The sequence below is a fragment of the Sphingobium sp. TB-6 genome (genome assembly GCF_012927365.1).
In the GTDB taxonomy this organism is placed as follows: domain Bacteria; phylum Pseudomonadota; class Alphaproteobacteria; order Sphingomonadales; family Sphingomonadaceae; genus Sphingobium.
Genome location: NZ_JABBGL010000002.1, coordinates 96,018 through 113,745, shown reverse-complemented (window position 1 = coordinate 113,745; position 17,728 = coordinate 96,018). Strand labels below are relative to the sequence as shown.

23 protein-coding genes are annotated in these 17,728 nt (G+C 64.3%); 7 read left to right on the top strand and 16 right to left on the bottom strand.

Translation table 11 applies throughout. The features are described 5' to 3' along the window. Positions 1 to 29: 29 nt before the first annotated feature. The 12 genes from HHL26_RS03555 to HHL26_RS03500 form a co-directional block, all read right to left on the bottom strand. Positions 30 to 338: a hypothetical protein gene (locus HHL26_RS03555; protein ID WP_169575869.1), complete on the bottom strand. Its 309-nt coding sequence runs from the start codon at positions 336 to 338 to the stop codon at positions 30 to 32. 203 nt (positions 339 to 541) lie between these two features. Next, complete coding sequence (gene rlxS, locus HHL26_RS03550; protein WP_169575868.1) at positions 542 to 2,554, bottom strand: relaxase/mobilization nuclease RlxS; 2,013 nt, start codon at positions 2,552 to 2,554, stop codon at positions 542 to 544. A 336-nt stretch (positions 2,555 to 2,890) separates the two neighbouring features. Next, positions 2,891 to 3,037, bottom strand: a complete 147-nt coding sequence (locus HHL26_RS03545; RefSeq protein WP_169575867.1) for a hypothetical protein — start codon at positions 3,035 to 3,037, stop codon at positions 2,891 to 2,893. A 272-nt stretch (positions 3,038 to 3,309) separates the two neighbouring features. Beyond that, entirely contained in the window at positions 3,310 to 3,999 is a 690-nt protein-coding gene (locus HHL26_RS03540; RefSeq protein ID WP_169575866.1) for a pentapeptide repeat-containing protein, read from the bottom strand. Positions 4,000 to 4,092: 93 nt separating this feature from the next. Continuing rightward, positions 4,093 to 4,743, bottom strand: coding sequence for a lytic transglycosylase domain-containing protein (locus HHL26_RS03535; protein ID WP_169575865.1), 651 nt, complete (start codon positions 4,741 to 4,743; stop codon positions 4,093 to 4,095). After that, the gene (locus tag HHL26_RS03530; RefSeq protein ID WP_169575864.1) at positions 4,731 to 5,303 is read right to left on the bottom strand and encodes a S26 family signal peptidase; all 573 of its coding nucleotides are present in this window, start codon (positions 5,301 to 5,303) and stop codon (positions 4,731 to 4,733) included. The genes HHL26_RS03535 and HHL26_RS03530 overlap by 13 nt, the downstream gene beginning before the upstream one ends. Next, positions 5,300 to 5,557, bottom strand: a complete 258-nt coding sequence (locus HHL26_RS03525; RefSeq protein ID WP_169575863.1) for a helix-turn-helix domain-containing protein — start codon at positions 5,555 to 5,557, stop codon at positions 5,300 to 5,302. The genes HHL26_RS03530 and HHL26_RS03525 overlap by 4 nt, the downstream gene beginning before the upstream one ends. Positions 5,558 to 5,733: 176 nt before the next feature. Continuing rightward, a complete protein-coding gene (locus HHL26_RS03520; protein ID WP_066699763.1) occupies positions 5,734 to 6,054 on the bottom strand; it encodes a DUF736 family protein in 321 nt (106 codons plus the stop codon). A gap of 841 nt (positions 6,055 to 6,895) precedes the next feature. After that, a complete protein-coding gene (gene mazF / locus HHL26_RS03515) occupies positions 6,896 to 7,231 on the bottom strand; it encodes an endoribonuclease MazF (RefSeq protein WP_169575862.1) in 336 nt (111 codons plus the stop codon). Next, positions 7,231 to 7,473 carry an AbrB/MazE/SpoVT family DNA-binding domain-containing protein gene (locus HHL26_RS03510; protein WP_013041112.1) on the bottom strand — a complete coding sequence of 81 codons (243 nt, stop codon included), beginning with the start codon at positions 7,471 to 7,473 and terminating at the stop codon, positions 7,231 to 7,233. Before HHL26_RS03510 ends, mazF begins: the two co-directional genes overlap by 1 nt. Before the next feature lie 126 nt (positions 7,474 to 7,599). Further along, positions 7,600 to 7,809 (bottom strand): hypothetical protein, encoded by a 210-nt coding sequence (locus HHL26_RS03505; RefSeq protein WP_169575861.1) that lies wholly within the window; start codon positions 7,807 to 7,809, stop codon positions 7,600 to 7,602. A 182-nt stretch (positions 7,810 to 7,991) separates the two neighbouring features. Next, a complete protein-coding gene (locus HHL26_RS03500) occupies positions 7,992 to 9,734 on the bottom strand; it encodes a chromosome partitioning protein ParB (protein ID WP_206377331.1) in 1,743 nt (580 codons plus the stop codon). An 88-nt stretch (positions 9,735 to 9,822) separates the two neighbouring features. Between HHL26_RS03500 and HHL26_RS03495 the strand changes: the two genes are divergently transcribed. Then, positions 9,823 to 10,566: a transposase gene (locus tag HHL26_RS03495; protein ID WP_169575860.1), complete on the top strand. Its 744-nt coding sequence runs from the start codon at positions 9,823 to 9,825 to the stop codon at positions 10,564 to 10,566. Continuing rightward, the gene (gene istB / locus HHL26_RS03490) at positions 10,566 to 11,366 is read left to right on the top strand and encodes an IS21-like element helper ATPase IstB (RefSeq protein ID WP_169575859.1); all 801 of its coding nucleotides are present in this window, start codon (positions 10,566 to 10,568) and stop codon (positions 11,364 to 11,366) included. The genes HHL26_RS03495 and istB overlap by 1 nt, the downstream gene beginning before the upstream one ends. Before the next feature lie 32 nt (positions 11,367 to 11,398). Here the strand turns inward: istB and HHL26_RS03485 are convergent, their stop codons facing one another. The 4 genes from HHL26_RS03485 to HHL26_RS03470 all read right to left on the bottom strand — a co-directional run bounded on the left by HHL26_RS03485 (position 11,399) and on the right by HHL26_RS03470 (position 14,148). Next, entirely contained in the window at positions 11,399 to 11,545 is a 147-nt protein-coding gene (locus tag HHL26_RS03485; protein ID WP_169575858.1) for a hypothetical protein, read from the bottom strand. Positions 11,546 to 11,662: 117 nt separating this feature from the next. Next, complete coding sequence (locus HHL26_RS03480) at positions 11,663 to 12,064, bottom strand: DUF2958 domain-containing protein (protein ID WP_169575857.1); 402 nt, start codon at positions 12,062 to 12,064, stop codon at positions 11,663 to 11,665. Then, positions 12,061 to 13,119, bottom strand: coding sequence for a zincin-like metallopeptidase domain-containing protein (locus HHL26_RS03475; RefSeq protein ID WP_169575856.1), 1,059 nt, complete (start codon positions 13,117 to 13,119; stop codon positions 12,061 to 12,063). The genes HHL26_RS03480 and HHL26_RS03475 overlap by 4 nt, the downstream gene beginning before the upstream one ends. 363 nt (positions 13,120 to 13,482) lie before the next feature. Continuing rightward, a complete protein-coding gene (locus tag HHL26_RS03470; protein ID WP_169575855.1) occupies positions 13,483 to 14,148 on the bottom strand; it encodes a DUF2285 domain-containing protein in 666 nt (221 codons plus the stop codon). 360 nt (positions 14,149 to 14,508) lie between these two features. On the opposite strand from HHL26_RS03470, the gene HHL26_RS03465 reads away from it, so the two are divergent. From HHL26_RS03465 to HHL26_RS03445, 5 genes are all read left to right on the top strand, one after another. Continuing rightward, positions 14,509 to 15,276 carry a LuxR family transcriptional regulator gene (locus HHL26_RS03465; protein WP_240962331.1) on the top strand — a complete coding sequence of 256 codons (768 nt, stop codon included), beginning with the start codon at positions 14,509 to 14,511 and terminating at the stop codon, positions 15,274 to 15,276. Between the two features lie 56 nt (positions 15,277 to 15,332). Further along, positions 15,333 to 15,932 carry an acyl-homoserine-lactone synthase gene (locus HHL26_RS03460; protein ID WP_169575854.1) on the top strand — a complete coding sequence of 200 codons (600 nt, stop codon included), beginning with the start codon at positions 15,333 to 15,335 and terminating at the stop codon, positions 15,930 to 15,932. A 16-nt stretch (positions 15,933 to 15,948) separates the two neighbouring features. Next, positions 15,949 to 16,815, top strand: coding sequence for a phytanoyl-CoA dioxygenase family protein (locus HHL26_RS03455; protein ID WP_240962328.1), 867 nt, complete (start codon positions 15,949 to 15,951; stop codon positions 16,813 to 16,815). A gap of 6 nt (positions 16,816 to 16,821) precedes the next feature. After that, positions 16,822 to 17,427 (top strand): GntR family transcriptional regulator, encoded by a 606-nt coding sequence (locus HHL26_RS03450; protein ID WP_277349341.1) that lies wholly within the window; start codon positions 16,822 to 16,824, stop codon positions 17,425 to 17,427. 164 nt (positions 17,428 to 17,591) lie between these two features. Continuing rightward, positions 17,592 to 17,711, top strand: coding sequence for a benenodin family lasso peptide (locus HHL26_RS03445; RefSeq protein ID WP_169575851.1), 120 nt, complete (start codon positions 17,592 to 17,594; stop codon positions 17,709 to 17,711). Positions 17,712 to 17,728 lie beyond the last annotated feature (17 nt).

Sequence of the window (17,728 nt, the reverse complement as noted above, 5' to 3'; positions counted from 1 at the left end):
CTTGTCCTGGAGAAGCGAAGCGTGCACAATCATGGGGCAGGGACAAGAGCAGCGCTTCCCGGCCACGGCTGTTGCATTTGCTTGCCAAGCCAAGAGCCTTTTGAACAACTTTCATGACGATTGGGAGTGATGAAGATGGCAACAGGAACCGGGGTCTTGACAGCCCATGTGCCGGTGGGATGGCCGATAAGATCGATGCCCCGGTTGCTCGCATTGACCGTTCGCGACGGTGGATCATGAAGGAGGCTCTGGCGGCATGGATCGACCAGGAGGAAGATCGGCACAAGATAACGCTTGAAGCCTTGGCAGATGTAGACGCGGGCCGGGTGATCGATCATCAGAATGTTCAGGCCTGGGCTGACAGCCTTGCGACCGGCAGCCCGCTACCCTCGCCCCCCGCGTGAAGATTCAGTGGACCAGCAAGGCGTCGTCCGTTTCTTTGCGCCAGCATGAGCGCCTGCGACCGGTCGGACCCGATGTATCATCGCGTGTCGTATCGCGAGCCGCAGTCTCCACGTAACTGACGACGGCATTTCCAAGGTCAACTGATCATCGGCCCGCCTCGACCTCGCCCGAAGGACCAGCTCACCCCATCTTCGCGCATCAGGCCCGACACGCTCTGTCCAACCCGCCGCTCCAGCACCGGCCGCCAGGGCACGAGCGCGAAATCCCGCGACCGTTCGAGCACCGCAAAACGCCCGGAGATAAGGTCGACGCGCCGCCTGTAGATGCCCTCCAGCTTCTCGCCCTCTGCGGTCTCGGCGAATGGCAAGGCCAGTTCGCGTGACAACTGACCCGCCACGCGCAAAAGTTCACGGCGCTGCAAGGTCGCGAGCAAATCCCTGCGATAGCCGATCTCGCTGCCGTCCCGCTCGGCCAAACCCTCTTCGACCAGCCATTGCCGCCGGCGCGCCAGCGCATCAGCCATGTCTCGGCCAAACCCCGCGTTGCGCAACTGGGGAGGATCGCCGTCGAGCAGCGTGCGATCGAGCCAGGTTGCGGCATGGGCGGTCGCCAGTTCCGCAACATCTAATGGCGAGAGTAACTCGACCATGACGAGCTGGGTTCTGAGCTGCCGATGCTCGAACGCCGCGACGCGCTCGATATGGTCGGGGGCGATGATCCAGCTCCCGTCACCCGAACGCCCGGCAATATCCCCGGCACGCGCAAGCGCTTCTAGCCTGCGGACATGCGCCTCGACATAGTCCGAACGCACGCCCGGGTCATGAAGGCGATGCGCTTCGCCATCATAGCGCCCGCCATTGCCCACCGCGACGGCGGCAATCGTTCGATCGACCTCGCGGACGGCCGCTTCCCTCGGCCGGATGGCGACGACCGCACCGCTTGGCTGAGGGCTGTCCCCCTCAGCCTGCGATGGCGGGAGCAAATCGTCGATCTCGCCCTTGCCGATCGGCACATAATGGGCGCGTCCGTCGATGCCGTCGATCAGCAGAAAATGACGATCCTCCAACTCATCGGCGAGCCCGCGCATGAGTATGCGCCCGATGAGCGGCGACACGCCTGCCGCGGCCGGATCATAGATCAGCCGGTCGGCGCTCGCCCGCTCCAGCCGCAGCCGCGAAAATTCGCGCTGCATCGTGCGGATAATGTCTCCTCTTTCTCCCATCACCCGCAGCGTCGTTTCAAGATCGGGGTCAAGCCGATAGCGGCCGGCGGGCAAAGGCTCGGCCAGCCCCATGCGCACAAGATGCCCAAGCCTGCTCGCCTGCAGGTCATGCTCGAGAGGATCGCGAGCCACAGGTTTGACGACATGGCCATCGGCGATGCGGAGCAGCGAACGGTCGATCGACGTAAACCTGTCCTGCGTGATTTCCGCGCGGCGCGAGACGAGAATTTCTCGATCGCTTCTGGGGCCAAGGTCGAGTTCGACGAGTTCCGCCGCACGCTCGCGCAATCCCCTGCCGATATAGTCGCGCGCAATGACGAGATTGTCGCCATTCTCATCGACACCCCGGAGCAGGATATGGCTGTGCGGATGGCCTGTATTGTAATGATCGACCGCGACCCATTCGAGCCGCGTGCCGAGATCCTCTTCTATCTGCATCATGAGACGGCGGACAAGGGGCTTCAGATCCTCATATCGATCGCCATCCTCCGGCGCGACGATGAAGCGGAACTGATGCCTGTCTCCATTGCCCTTCTCCAGAAAGGCCTTGCCATCGGCATGATCCTCCCCGGGACCGTACAGCACGCTGCGTTCGCCTGCCCGGTTGGTCCCGTCCCGCTGCAGATAGCGCAGATGGGCGGTCGCCTGGTTTCCGCCCCTGCCGCCCAGCCTCACAAGCCGCGCCTTGACGACGACACGCCGGCGCCGGAGGAGCGCATTGTTTCCCCCAACGCTAAGCAGCCGGCCGATGCCAGCGCCGCGCCCATAGCGATGGCCGGAAAAACCGGCATGTCCCTTCCGTCCCGGCCCAGCGCCCCGCGCCAGATTGGCGGCCGCGGTCACCCTGCCGACATAACGCCGTGCCTTGGGCCCACGCGACACGCGCTGACGTCCAAGCCGTGGTGTAACATCATCATCATCGGCCATTGCATGGTTCCTGCCCTGGCCCCTCTCGCCATCAGAGTGCGGCATCTTCTGCGCCATGGGAAGCGGTGCCGCCAGAAAGCCCGGAAATCCGCGCCTTCAGCAGGAAATGGCACTGGACGAGCGCCCATCCTCAAACATGGCACCAGGAAAAATGATGTGCAGACAAGCGGTTAGACGGCCCATGGTGCCGGCACCTTTATCTTGCCTTACGCGCGCCCTCCCCCTTCGGTCTTCTTCGGCCGCCAGCCCTTCATCACATCCATCCGGTCCTGCCGCGAACGAAAAGAAAGCCCGGGACAGCAGCCAATGGCACTGTTCCGGGCATGGCTGGCGTCATCAAAGGGCTGTCTCGGACACCTCTGCCAGACGGTCCCGTTCGTCCAGCGCAATCTGCAATTCAGCCGCGATCTGCCGGGCTTCCCGGCGGTCGCGACAGCAGCTAAGTTCAGCGCGCAGTTCCTCGATTTGCTGTTCAATCGACATTTCAGCCTCCATCATCTTGCGAAAGATGAAGGCGTCGCCCGGGGCGGAACGGGCCGGGTCAAGGACCGCGAAGCGGCCGCGCCAGCGGCGATGGGGGTCACGATTTTTCGTGGGGAAAGCGCAGCGTCCCCCACGAAAAATGGTGGGGCCCCGTCGTCCTTGAGGCGGCGCGTTCCGCACCGGTATCATAGGAAAGCCTGAGCGGATTTTCCTCTTTCCTCGCCTGGCCATGCGTCTGTCCTGGGCGACAAGCCCGCGAATTTTGCCTGGCGCTAGCGCACCTTCAGTCCGAGTTCGCCCAGCAATTCTCCGGCCTGCGCGCGCGATATGGTTGCGCCGCGGAAGAGGCTTGCATCGACGAGCCGCGGGCCGCCAATATCCGCGCCGCGCAGGTCCGCGCCGTCGAAGCGCGATCCCGCCATGCTGGCATCGCGCAGGCTGCACTCCTCGAACACCACCTGCCGGAAATCGCACTTTCGAAGATCGGCCTGGGAAAAATCGACCTTCCGCAGCCTGTTATTGCGAAAGGAAAATCCAGGCAATCGCGCATTGATGAGGAGCGTTTCCTCGATCCCGATCTCCATGGCGGAAGCATCGGTAAAGTCCGCGCCAGTCAGTTTGCAACCGCTGAACCGCGCGGCATAAAGCTTGGTTCGGCGAAAGTTGGCATTGTTGAAATCGCTGGCGCGGAAGCTGGATTCTGCAAGGGTGGCGCCGGTAAAATTGGCAAATGCGCCCCGACAGCCATGCCAGACCACGCCCTCCAGGTTCGCACCGCTCAGATCGGCATGCCGCAGGTTGCGGCGCTCGAAGTGCCGGCCACTGAGGTCGAGCCGGGACAGGTCGGCCTCTTCCAGGTCGCAATCGACAAGATGGCGGCAAGTCGAGGGGCTGAGCTGCTGAACATCGTCACGCGACAGCGATCGGCCGCACAGCATATGCTCGGAGGAAAAATCGTCCATCGCTCCCTCCTAAATCCGAAATGGTCGCTATTCCACAACCGCCTTGTGGTGCGGCCTGCCCCGAAATGCTGAACAACAGGACAAGGCCGATGCTCAATAGTCCCGGCGTACGGCGAAAAGCGGATCGGATTTCGCTATGCCCTCAGTTGGCGTGTCGGCAGGCTCGGCTGCGGGTGGCCCGGCACGATAGATGAACAGGAACGGAGGCTTTGTCGCCGGCGGGTTTAGCTGGGGTGGGCGTAGCGGCGACAGCGTCCGAGCGGCCCCGAGCGATGCAGTGATATTGGCCATATAAGCGCGCGTTTCCGGCGGCAACGGCCGGCCTTCGATGAGAAATTGCCGATAGCGCTCAGGACCGGCATGATAGGCGCCGAACAGTCCGGGATAGCCGAAGCGCTGGTACATGGCGGCAAGATAGGCGGTGCCCGCAACGATATTGTCATGGGGATCATGCGGGTTCTGTCCGAGCCCATGAAGCCTTCGCATGTCTGCCCAGGTGCCGGGCATCAGCTGCATCAGGCCCATGGCCCCGGCGGAGCTGGTGATGGGCCTGCCCTGCCAGACCGTGCGGCCGCCGCTCTCCGCGCGCATGACCGCCTCGACCCATAGCCGGTCGATCCCGAAACGGACCGACGCCTCGGCTATCTCCCCGACCCAGTCGGCAACTGGGTCGGCGCGCAGCGGCGTTGCCCAAAGGATCAGCCCCGTCGCGATCGACCGCAGGCATCGCGTCAGCCCAGCCATAGCGGGCTCGCCTTGCCGATGATGTCGCCCTCTCCCACCGGCCCGAAATATCGACCGTCGAAAGATGCCGGAACCTTGTCCATGAGGAGGAAAAAGCGGCCGGGAAGCAGGCCCTCGCAACCCTCCCACCAGGGCAGGGCGCGACCCATATTGTCGTGCGGCAGACGCCGCGCGATCAGCTTTCCGTCCAGCGTCACCCTCTCGCCGCGCGCGCAGATGATGTCGCCCGGAACGCCGATGACGCGCTTTACAAGCGGCACGTTCATGGGGAGATAATGCCGCCGCGCGGCGAGCAGGCGGGCCGGATAGGGCGCGCGCGCCACCACCATGTCGCCGCGCGCGAGCCGTGCGCCAGGCGACACCAGATAGAAGCCGACCGGAGCGCTCGCTGTTGCATTCCAGAGCAGGCGCGGGGACGGCGGGAAGGCAATGGTCGCCCCCAGCGCAAGCGCGCCCAACCCGATCCAGATGGCATGGCGCCGCAGGCGGCGGCGCCTCGCGCGTGCCGCGCGCAACGCCTCGCCCCAGGCGAAAAGCGGGAGGTCGCGACACCGGCTCATGCGCCTTCTCCCGACCTGCGGGCCGCCGACCACGCATCGAGATCATCGACATGATAGCGCCAGCTTCCGCCATGCATGCGGCAGAGCGGCCCCCGCCCCTGATGGCGCAAGCGCTTCAGGGTGTTGGCGGCGATCCCGAGATGAAAGGCCGCCTGCTTGGCGGTCAGATAGGGGCAGGTATTCCGCGCGATCCGGGCGCGCTCGGCCAGGTCCCGCGGATGGGCGCCGGGCCGTTCCTTCGCATCATCTTCCATGGCTGTTTTCCTTCGCGACCCGGCCCCGGAAGGGAGCATGTGGGTCAGATCGGCTCATGCTGGGGCGATCCAGCCCATCGCGGCACGGTCGGAAAATGGGGGGTGCCCTTTTCGACCCCCGTCGCGATCATCCGGTCCCGGCTGCATGGGAAGCGGCCGGGACCGGCGACGGACCATCAGTCAGCCGGATTCCAGATGATGGCGAAGGCATCCTCATCATCCTGCCCGGCGGCCCGGCCAAGATTGGCATAGAGCCGGCGGGGTCCGAATTCCGGCGCGGCGAGGCTGAGCGACACATAGTCCTTGCCGGAGGTTTCGCTGATCCGGATCCAGCCCGCCCCGATCTCCACCCCCGACGCCAGGACGCGATAGTCGGGCTGGGTGCTGCCATTCTTGCGGCTGTTGGGGATGATTTCGACATCGGTGCGGATCGAGAGGGTGCGAAGCTGGCCCTTGAAGCCATTTCCGTTGCGGGTGACATAACCGATTGCAGCCATTTTCTGTCTCCTGTCGCGCCCGCGAACCATTTCCGGGCGACAGCAGGCCAGGAGGGCCGGGCCGCAAAGGCCTCCCGCACCGCAGGCCGAAGCGTCAGCGAAGGACCGGCCGGCCAGCCTTATTTGGTCCGCGAGGAGCCCTGCCAGGGGCGGGGAAATAAGGCGCAGCCGAGCCGGTTGCGGGAGGACTGGCCCGGCCCAGAAGCCTGCTTTTCAGAGCGCCGGGATGGATCGAGGCAGCGCGGCCGGGAAACGATGGCATGCATGACCCGTCAGTCCGACAACCAGGAAAGAAGGCCGCTGCATCATGCTCCAGTCCGCTTCGAACGGCCCCGGATGCGTGAATGGCATGTGCTCATATCTTTCGTGGAGAGGGCAGCCGGGTGCGACAGAGGCGGCTGGCCAGACAGGATTTCCGGTCACAATGGCCATCGCGCGGCCCGCGCTCCGCTATCGAGGACTCTCGCTCGACCCTATGCCAATCTCGGCCGGGCGCCCGTCAACCAGCAGCGCCCGCGCTTCACCCGCACGACGACTGATCGTCACAAAGCAACCGGTGCATCATCCCGTCACACAAGGTCTGCGCTGTGGCCATCAGAAAATCCAAGGGTTCCGACTCCAGCCGGTCCCCATCTTTTGGGAGAGGAAATATGCCGAAGGGCCGCGAAAGGGGCAAGCGACATTGTGCGGCCCTTCGGCAAAGGGTATCGACAAGCTGGCATCGCCCTCGGCCCTGGCCCCGCTGGAGCGGTCGATCTGACTGAATCAGATCGACCGCTCCATTTCCCTGACTGACCGCGATTACTCAACCGTCAGATGATGCCATCTGACTGGAAATCGCTCAAAGACCCAGAAGTGCGCCTATCTTGGCGCGCACCTCATCGATCACGGCCGTTGATACGGAGCCCTTTTTCTTCGCTCCCCGCGCCTTCCAATCAAGGCTCTTGATCTGATCGGACAGCACGATGCTGGGCGGTGCCTGGGACACGGTCACTTCGAAAGGATAGCCCTTGATCTGGCTCGTCATCGGGCAGCAAATCATCATGCCCCGCAGCTTGTTGTAGGCCGCAGGGGAGAGGACGAGCGCAGGACGATGCCCCGCTTGCTCATGTCCGGCCTGGGGATCGAATTGCAGCCACACAATATCGCCAGTGTCCGGAATATAGCGACTGGCCATCAAAGCACTTCATTGCCGACCGGGGGACCAAAATCGACAATCTCGTGGAACGTCTCCGGCTTCATGTCCGCAAGCAACGCGTCGAGCGTGTAGACAGGCTTCAGGACGGGCTCGATGATGAGCCGGCCACCTTCCTGGCGAACTTCGACCTCCTGACCGACATTCAGCGCGGCAGCCGCCATGATGGCGGAGGGAATGCGGATTGCCGCGCTATTGCCCCACTTCTTTACCTGAATACCCATCGGACACTCCCTTGTATCGACATTGATGATACACTAGCAGAATGACGCAATGTGTCAACAAATGTATCTACATTCCGGGTGGAGGAAGCTGGGCATCTGGCTGTCGCGAGCGCGGCGGGATGCCGGTCAGTGACGCCGGATCACCATGCCGCTCTGATCACACAGGCTGCACGCGCCCTTGAAGCGCTCAAAACCATGGCTTCCGGCCAATTCATGGCGTGCATGGCTGGCAAGCGCCACATCATCCAGCGAGAGTTTCTGCGCGATGCAAGGGTCGCATACCGGCTCGGGCCCAAGGCGCGCGACGAAACGCGCCACATCGTCCAATATCCTCATGATCTGCCCCACATCACCCCGTTCCCATGCGGGACGGCATCAGCAGAGGCAAGGAGAAACGGGCAGGCTGCGCGCCCAGGCCGGAACGGCGTGGGCGCGCAGCCGATTTTTTCATGCTGTATATCGCTGAGGCCAATGGACGGGACCACCGCGCGATCCCGTCCATCCCATATGAGCCTCCGTCAAGCCGCGAGCCGGTGCTGCTCGGCGCCATGCCCCAGCACATCCCGTTCCTCCCCATCGGGGTCCGGCAGGGCCGCGCCGCCCTGCGGTGGCACCGGATCATCCTCGCGATCCTGCGCCACGCTCGCCGCCGCGCGGGCCGCTTCACGGGCATTCACCGATCCGACGCCGCCGCGCGCGGTATAGGCGGACGGCGGAAAGGCCATCCAGCGCGGCACCCATCCGGCGCGCGCCTGCCGCCCATTTTCCCCGCGCAGATGGTCGCCCAATATACGGCGCTGGGCCTTGGCCTTTTCCTTCGCATTGGCCGCTGCGACAGCTTCCCCCGCCACCTCGGCCAGCAAGGCACCCAGCAATTCGCGATCCCGCAGCAGTGCAAAAAAGGCGTGGTCGCTCGCCCACCATTGCCCCATGTCGAGGCCCAGAACGAGACCGACCGCCTCGACGGCGGCGCTGCCGCTGGCGAGGCTTTCACCCATGACAATGGCCACAATGTCCATGAGCGCGGCATCGGGAAGGTCGAGCATCCGGTGAAACAGGGTGACAAGATCGGGTGCATCATGGCCGCCGAGAAGATGCGCGTCATCGGGATCAGCGCGCAGGAGCGCAAGCACCGCCCGCCGCCGCTCGTTGAACAGGGCCTCGCCCCGGCTCGCGGCGAGGCTCTGCGCGACATCCTCATGGCGCGCTGTCTGGGGTTCGGCTCGTATCGACCAGAGCGGTGAGCCTGCAACGGCGTGGGCCAGCATCAACCGCAGCGCGATGCCGGGCCGGCCGAGCAATGCCGCGCGCACGGCGGCATGGCGATGCAGGTCGACATAGCCGTTAAGAGTGGAGGTCAGTTCCGGACGAACGATCCTTGGCCGGTCGGCATCGCCCTGCCCTGCCGCCTTCCGCCGGGCTTCCTTGCGGCTGAGATAGCCCTCATGGATGACGGCCTCGCCATTGGAGCGCAGATCCACATAGACGCGCCCGCCTTTGCGCTTGGGCGCCTTCTCATATTCCCAGGCCGAAAAATGCTCGTTGACGGGTATGATCACCACATCGCTCCAGCCCGCATCGAGCCACGCCTCCCGGCGCGCGGCGATGGCGGCATTTTGCGCGTCCCAGAAGAGGCCCGCATCGGCAAAATAGGCATCCTCGCCAAAAAGGTCAGAGACGATGGCGAGGCCGCTTGCCGCCGGGTCGAAGAGGGCATGGCGGACCGGAATGGACTGTCCGCCAAAAAGCCATGCCTTCAACTGATGCCCGGTCGGCGCATAGCCATCCTCGTCATCGAGCAGGGCGAGCCATGCGCGCTGCTGGCCTTTCGATGCGAGGGTCAGGTGCCGCACCGTCGCACGGTCAATGGCCTCGCGGTCGTAGAGCTGGCGGATGCGGGGAAGGAGGTTGCCCAGAGCAAGGATGCGCCGCACGGCTATGTCGGGCAAACCGAAGGTCGCTACGATTTCCTCCACGCCGCGCCCTTCCTTCACCAGCCGGGTGAAGGCCTCCCATTGCGCCACTTCGGAAGGATCGCGGCGCGCGGCATTTTCGATCAGCGAGGCCTCGATCGCGTCGGCATCATCGCCCGCCTCGAGAATGGCGCAGGGGAGCGCGGCGCATTCGGAATCAGCCTCGCCCGCCGCGCGTTTTTCCTGCCAGACGGCGCGCGCGGCATGAAAGCGGCGGCTTCCGGCAATGATCTCAAACGAGGGCGCGCCATTGGCTGCCTCTTCGGCTGCACATTGGCAGGGCCGCACGATGACGGGCTGGTGTCATGCGAACTGAGAAACTGACCCCCTGCCGAATCTGAGAATTGCCCCCTTCGGCTGATGAGGGGAAAGACAGATGAGCAATGGGATTGCAGAGTTTCCTGCACGGATATTGGCTGTGCAGGGGGAAGAGATGCTTCAACCCGACGAGGTTGCCGCGATGGTGCGGCTGCAGAAGCTTGGCTGGGGATCGAAACGGCTCTCGAAGGAGTTTGGCTGCGCCCGCAATACGGTGCGCCGATACCTTCGCGCCGGCGGTGCGGTGCCGTTCGCGAAGCCGGACCGCAAATCGGCGTTTGATGGGCTGGACGACTGGCTGCGCGAGCGTTTCTTCCGGCATGGCGGCAACGCCGATGTCATACGCCAGGAGCTGGCGAGCGAGCACGGAATTGTGATCGGTCTGCGGTCGGTGGAGCTTCGCGTTCAATGTTGGCGTCGGGAATTATGGGCGCAAAAGCGGGCAACGGTGCGCTTTGAGACGCGGCCCGGCCATCAGCTGCAGATCGACTTCGGCGAGTCCCGGGTGTGGATCGGTGATGAGCGGGTGCGCGTTCATCTGTTCGTGGCGACGCTGGGCTATTCGCGCCGCATGGTCCAGGTCGTGGTCCTCGCTGGCCGCATCATCGTGCGCCACGCTGGCGAGGTCGTGGCCGATCATCCCGTGTGCGACGGGCGCCGGCAACGGATCGTCGATCGGGCGCATCTGACAGGTCTGGTAGGCTCGGGACTGCCACCTGTAGCACCATCGCCGTTAGCGCCGCCGCCCGCCTTGTTGCGGCCCCTCGCAGAGTACGAAGCAGTGGCCGGAGGAGGCTGGTGATGACGGCCATCGATCATGAAACGCTGGTGGCGATGCTGGACCGGCTCAAGCTCTCAGCGATCCGGGATCAGCTCGACACCTTGCTTGACGAGGCGGCGCGCTCGAAAATGACTTTGCGCGAAGCGCTGGCGTTCTTCGTCTCCCGCGAGATCGCGCGGCGTGATGAGCGACGTATCTCCATGGCGAGCAAGCTTGCCCAGTTCCCGTTCGTTCGCGAGATCGACGGCTTCGAGTTCGACGCGCAGCCTTCGCTAGATCCCGGCCAGATCCGGGAGCTTGTGACGTGCCGCTGGATCGCCCACGGCGACACGACGCTGTTCCTTGGCCCACCGGGAACGGGCAAGACGCACCTGGCGGTGGCCTTGGGACGCGAAGCCATCCGCCAGAATTACTCGGTCCAGTTCGTCACCGCAGCGACACTGGTGGCGATGCTGGCGAAGGCGCACGACGACGGCACGCTTGACAAGCAGCTGACCCAACTAGCCCGGCCCAAGCTGCTGATCATCGACGAACTCGGCTATCTGCCGTTCGAGGCTAATGCCGCGCACCTCTTCTTCCAGCTGGTATCACGCCGTTACGAAAAAGGATCGATCCTGATCACCTCCAATCGCTCGGTGGGTGAATGGGGCGGCGTCTTCGGCGATCCGGTTGTGGCCACGGCGATCTTGGACCGGTTGCTTCACCACTCTGCCGTGATCACCATCCGCGGCGATAGTTACCGACTTCGCGAAAAGCGTAGGTCCGGCCTTCTGCAGAAGGCCGGACCTACGCTTGAAAACACTCAAACCACCGCGCAATGAGAGGGGGTCAGTTCTTCAGTTCGCCCAAGGGGTCAAATCCTCGGTTCGGTTGACAGCTGGATGACGCCGCGCCTGCGCACGGTCGGCAATATGTCGCTCGCATCGGGGGCCTTTTTGCTCCAGCGCATATTGGCCTTGCTGATGCAGAGCCGGTCGAGAGGGATGAAGTCGAGTTTCATGGGATCACTCCATTGTCGCAAATGGCAGGCCCCGCCGTGAACGGACCGTCGCGGTCGGCAGATGACAGGACCTGTCCTTGAATGGGCGGCAGGCGGCCGCCCGCGCCTTGCCGCCGTTCAGGGCGGCGGAAGCTCGTCAGTCGGCCGGGCCGTGAGGCTGCGGGCGAGAAAGGACTGGGCTGCAAGGATCGATCCGGCCCGGCGGGCCGTGTCGGCCCAGACCGAAAGCGGATGCAGCGATGTAAAGGCAAGGTCGCGCTCGATCCGCAGGCCAAAGGGCAGGCGGATGGCCTCGATCTCCCGCAGGGAAAAATATCCGAGTTCCGGGCATCCAAAGCCCAGATCGGCAAGGCCGAACAATGTGTCGCCATCCCGCGCCAATTCGGTGACCAGCCATGTCGCGGCCCCGATGGGATTGAAGAATTTGGCGATGGGGCAAGGGTCAGAGCCCAAGATTTCGGCGCTCGCCCGCGCCTGCGCGCGCAAGCGGGCGCGCAGTTCATCGGAAAGGAGGATCATGTCGCCCTCCCATCCATGGGCGTGGCGGCGATAGCCGGATCAGCCTCGCCCTCTCCACCCACGCCCTGCCGGGCAGCGCGATGCTTCTCCAGCAGCCAGTCGGCGGCAAGGCTGGCCGCGCGCGCCGCGCGGAAAATGGCCCTGCTGTCCTCGCGAAGCACGGCCAGCCATGCGCCGATATAGTCGGCATGCCGCACGGTCGGGACGATCCCCAAGGAGGCGCAGAGGAAGGCCGATCCCATTTCCGCGATCAGTTCCTCGCGGGCATAGTCCGCTGTTCCAAAGCCATGGGAAAGATCGCGGCCCAAGCGCGAGACATGCCCCGTCGCGTGGGTCAGCTCATGCAGGCAGGTCCGGTAAAAATTGATCTGCTCGAAAAAGGCCGGCTGCGGCGGCACCTGCACGATATCGAGCGAAGGCATATAATAGGCCTTGTCCCCGCCCATGCGAAAATCGACGCCGCTCGCCGCGATGACCTCCTCGGCTATGGGGATGGTTTCACGCTCAGGCAGCGGCGCGGGATCAGGCAGGACTTTATTCTCCAGCCCTTCACATTGCGCGACATTGAAGACCGTGAAGCGTTTGAGGAAGGGAATGGTCCGCGCCTCCTCCCCACTGTCCTGCGCCCTCGCCTTTTCGGTTTCGGGAATGAAGCGGTCGGCATAGACGACCATGCAACCATGCTGGCCCTTGCGGACGGTGCCGCCCGCCTGCCTCGCCTGCCGGAAGGTCAGCCAGCTCTGGCTGGGATAGCCCTTGGCGATCACCTCGCCCCAGAGCAGGAGAATGTTGATGCCCGAATAGGAACGGCCCGACAGCGCGTTGCGGGGCAGGGCTGGACCACAGCCCGCGCCCTCGCCCGCCTTGGCCCAAGGTTGCACCCAAGGCATGCGCCCAGCCTCGAGCTGCGATATGATGCGGGCCGTCACCTGCTCATGGATATTGGGTGCCTGCCCCTCGGGCGCGCCTTTCGCCCGAACGCCTGAACGCTTCCCGCCTGAAATTGCCTGTTGTCCTTGCCGGTCATGCGCGCGGCGTGAAGAATGGGACGTCATGCCTAAACCTCCAAACACCGCCTTCAAAACCAACATGGTCCCCCGCGAGGGCGGGGGTGGGCGGCAAGGAGCACGGCAAGGCCCGCGGCCAAGCGCCGAGCGCACCCGGAAGGGCCGCAGCGAAGCGGAGGAATGGCGGCTGGCCGCCATTTGCGGGAGGGGCGCGCGGGCCTAGCAGGGCGAACGAGCCCATCCCCGCCTGAAGGGAGGACCACAGCCAGTAACGCCGCGGCGCCCGGCGCCGCGCCCATGGAGAGCCGGCAAGGCCGGCCCACGGCCAAGGTTGACACCAGAACCCTTCGGCACCGAAACCCTTCGACACTACGGCCCTGGTTTCCACCGACTTCCGGCCACCCCAACGTTCTATCTGGATCTCATCAGCAAGCGATAGCCACCCTGCGCCATGGCCCGCGCGGACTTTACCATGCGCCGCACGCGCTGACGCACATGGTCTGTCCTTCCTTCCCAGCCCGATGCCACCGCTTGTGTCCCGAAGAGTATCTCGCCGATGTCGCGATGACTGGCGCCCGATGCGCGGGCATCATGGACACGCAACAGCGCAACGCCCCGCCCGACCACGGGATCGGGCGGATAGAGCGCTGGACGAAAACGGCCGGTCCTGGCCAGATCGAGGAAACGCTCCAGGGTTCGCAACCGCCTTGCGGCGGTTTTCAAGCCCCACATCTCATAGCGCAGCAGGATCATGCCTTGCGATCCGGCAAGACTCCCCTCCAGTATGTCGAGCCGCAAATGCCTGCGGCCATCGGTGAGCACCGCATATTCCAGGCCCATGGCGCCGGTGGCGGCGCGGAGCCATGGCGTCAGGCACGCAACATCGATGCCGTCTTCGTCCAGACCAGAGCAGGGCGCGATCGAAACAGGCAGGGTCGCGGGATCGAAATCGGCGCGCCAGATGATCCGCGCTTCCGGGGCCCGGAGGTCGGGATGCTCGGCGAAAGTGCAACCCCCAGGGCGAGCTGCCGGCAGCGCCTCGGGTGACGCGACTCGCCTGCGCGTGCCAGGCGACATAAGCCGGATCGCGGCGCAGCCATTCCCACATCAGCGCTGCGCGACCAACCCCCTGGAGCGCGGCATAAGGCGCGGCATTCATCCAATCTTCAGCGACGACAATGGTGCCGTCGCTTGTCACTGGCGGAGTTCAGCCCAGAAGCGCCTCGCCCCCCACAACCGATGACCGCGCTTCGACCGGCCTTTGCTGCACAGCAGCAAATATTTCCCCGGGCATAAAAAATCATGATATGACAATCCCATGACACTATCAGCCGACTGCCGGCGTGAGGCCCCGCTTGTCGGCGACAGCCACGGGGAAAGGACGGCTGCGGGACGTGGGGCAGCTTGAGATGCCGCCCGCAGTCGGGACGCGTGCGCATGAGCATGCATCAAGAAGCGATGCATTTCCTCCAATGCATCAACCAGGTTCGGACGCGCGACGACATGGGATCGATCATGCGCCTGATTGCGCAGCAACTGGGCTTTCAATATTTTGCCCTGACGCAGCATGTCGATGTGATGGCCGCAGGCAGCGGCGCGATCCACATTCACAATTATCCCGACCGTTGGGCGGAATTCTATGCCGAAAACGCGCTGGGTATCACCGACCCGGTCCACAGGGCCTGCCACAGGACCAGCTGGGGCTTTCGCTGGACCCAGATGTCGGCACTCATTCCATTGACGAGCGGCGACCACAGGCATCTCGCGCGCGGAAGGCAGGCGGGGATCGGCGATGGTTTTACCATTCCCTCCAATATCGGCGGCCAGCCGCCAGGATCCTGCACCTTCGCAAATGCGGGCGATCGCCCCCTGCGCGAGGACAGGCTCCTCCTGGCGCAACTGCTTGGCAATTATGCGTTCGATGCCGCCCGGCGACTCTGGTCGATGCCCCGGCATGCCATGACCACCCCGCTCATCACCGACCGGCAGCGCGACTGCGTGCAATGGGCGGCGCGGGGCAAGAGCGACTGGGAGACCAGCCGAATACTGGACATCAGCAGGGAAACCGTGACGAGCCATATCAAGGAAGCCTGTGCACGCTACCAGGTCAACAAGCGGATATTGCTCGTCGGCCGGGCGCTGGGTGACGGAACCCTGACGATCAGCGACATTGGCGGCTGGTGCCATCCCCATTTCTGGGAATAGCGGCGACTCGACCCTCGAACCGACCCTTGATCGCTCACGACCAAGGGAGTTTGTCCATGTTGCACATCGTGAAAGAACCGTTCCGGCCTGTGCCGGACGCTGTGTTGCGCGCCATGTTCGCGGCCCGCAAATCCGTCTTCGTCGATCTCCTCAAATGGCAGATCCCGGTTCTCGACGGCCGGTTCGAGGTCGACCAGTTCGACGATGAACATGCGCGCTACGTCATCCTGTCAGAACCCGACGGCACCCATCTCGCCTCGGCGAGACTGCTGCCGACCCTGCGCCCCCATATTCTCGACAGCTTCTACGCCACATTATGCGACGCGCCGCCGCCGCGCGGCGAGGATGTCTTCGAGATCACCCGCTTCTGCCTCGACCGGAACCTGCGGGCGCCCGAGCGGCGGGTGGTCCGCAACCGCCTGGTGACCGCGATCGCGGACCATGCGCTGGCGAACCGCATCAGCCGCTATGTCGCCATCGCCGAGATGAACTGGTTCCAGCAGATACTGGCCTTTGGCTGGCAATGCCGGCCGCTGGGCACGCCACGATGGCATGAAGGCTCGCTGCTCGTCGCGCTGGAAATCGAGATCGGCGCGGACACGCTCGACCGGCTCTCCGAGGCCGGGATCCATGATCAGGCACCGATGGCGGCCTGAGGCGGGAGAAGCGATCATGACCGCCAAATCTTCCACCACCGCCTCGTCCCTGATCGATCAATTGTTCGACCAGGGTTGGTCCATCCTTCCGAACGCCTTGCCCGAAAGCGTCATCGCTGCGCTGGACGCAGACCTGTCACCCGCTTTTGCAGAGACGCCCTTCTGCCGGGGCGCATTTTATGGCGAGACGACCAAGCGCTTCGGGCGGCTGCTGACACGCTCGTCCCATGGAGAAACGCTGGTGCGGCATCCACTGATCACCCGGATCGCCCAGCAGATTCTCGCCCCCTGGTGCGACTGCATCCAGCTTAATGTCGGGCAGGCCATCGCCATCCACCCCGGCGCGCCGGCGCAGGTACCCCATCGCGACCAGGATATGTGGCAGGCGCCCAAGGGAGAGATTGAATATCTGGTCAATATCATCTGGCCATTGACGCCCTTCACCGCCGATAATGGCGCGACGCTGGTCTGGCCGCGCAGCCACGGCGCACAGGCGCTCATGCCCGGTCCGGTCACAGATCCGATGGCGGTCGGGATGGAGCCCGGCTCTGCCCTCATCCTGCTGGGATCAACCCTGCACGGTGCCGGCGCGAACCGTACCGCTGCTGTGCGGCGCGCGATCGTTACAGGCTATAGCCTGGGATGGCTCAAACCCTATGAAAATCCATGGCTCGCCTATCCGCCCGAAGTCGCACGCCGATTTTCTCCTGAACTGGCCGCGCTCGCCGGTTATCGCCAGCACCGCCCCAATCTCGGCAATTTCGAGGGACAATGCCCCTCGGTCCTGCTGACCGGCGCGCCTGATCGCCCGCTGGCCGCCATCGATGCGCTGCGGCCGGACCAGCAGGACATGGTGGCGGCCTTTGCGGCGGCGCAAGGCTGAACCAGGATGAACGCCGGTCCAACCTCCGAGCGGGTTCAGCAGAGTCTGAGGCGCCTCATCATGGAACGGGGCTATCGTCCCGGATCCCGTCTCGACCCGGTAGAGCTTTCCGCAATCCTGGCATCGAGTACAACGCCGATCCGGGAGGCGCTCAACCATCTGGCCGGCGAGGGCCTTGTCGAAGCGCGAAGCGGCGGCGGATTTCTTGTACCGCTGATCGACGAGCCAGGCCTCAAGGATCTCTACGCCTGGTCGGGCGATATCATCCAGCTCGCCCTGCGCGGCGCCCGCCTTTCGCTGCTGCGATCGATCGAACCCGACCCGGATTCCCTATCGGGCGCGGACCAGGCCGCGCACCTCCTTCACCGCATCGCGAGCGCGTCCAGCAATCGCGAACATGGCGAAGCGATGGAACGCACAAATGCCCGCCTCCATGTCGCGCGGATCGGCGAAGAAGACATTCTGGGCGGCACCGGGGATGAATTGCAGGCGCTGGCGCACAGCGCGCGCGCCGGTGACATCGGGCTGCTGCGCAGGACCTCATCAACCTATCATCTGCGCCGCCGGCGCGCCGCGGCAAAACTGCTCCGGGGCGTCTATCGAGACGAGTGACTGGCGAAACACGCCGCCTGCAACATATTGAAGGGCAATATCCATCCCTCCCGTCATCCCATATATTCGCGATATCGGATCCGTATAAATTTCGGATAGAGCCGTCCGCTTCCTACGCTTCATGGTGCTGCAAATCGTCGCAGCAAAGCCAAGGAGTGACTATCATGGAACGTGGCAATGACGTGATCGAACTCGGCGCGATCAGCGTGGAAACCAAGGGTCCCGGCGGCATCACCGGCGACGTCGGGCTTGGTGAACGCAATTTCGGTCTTTCCGACGACTGAAGCGATGGCGCGCAGCT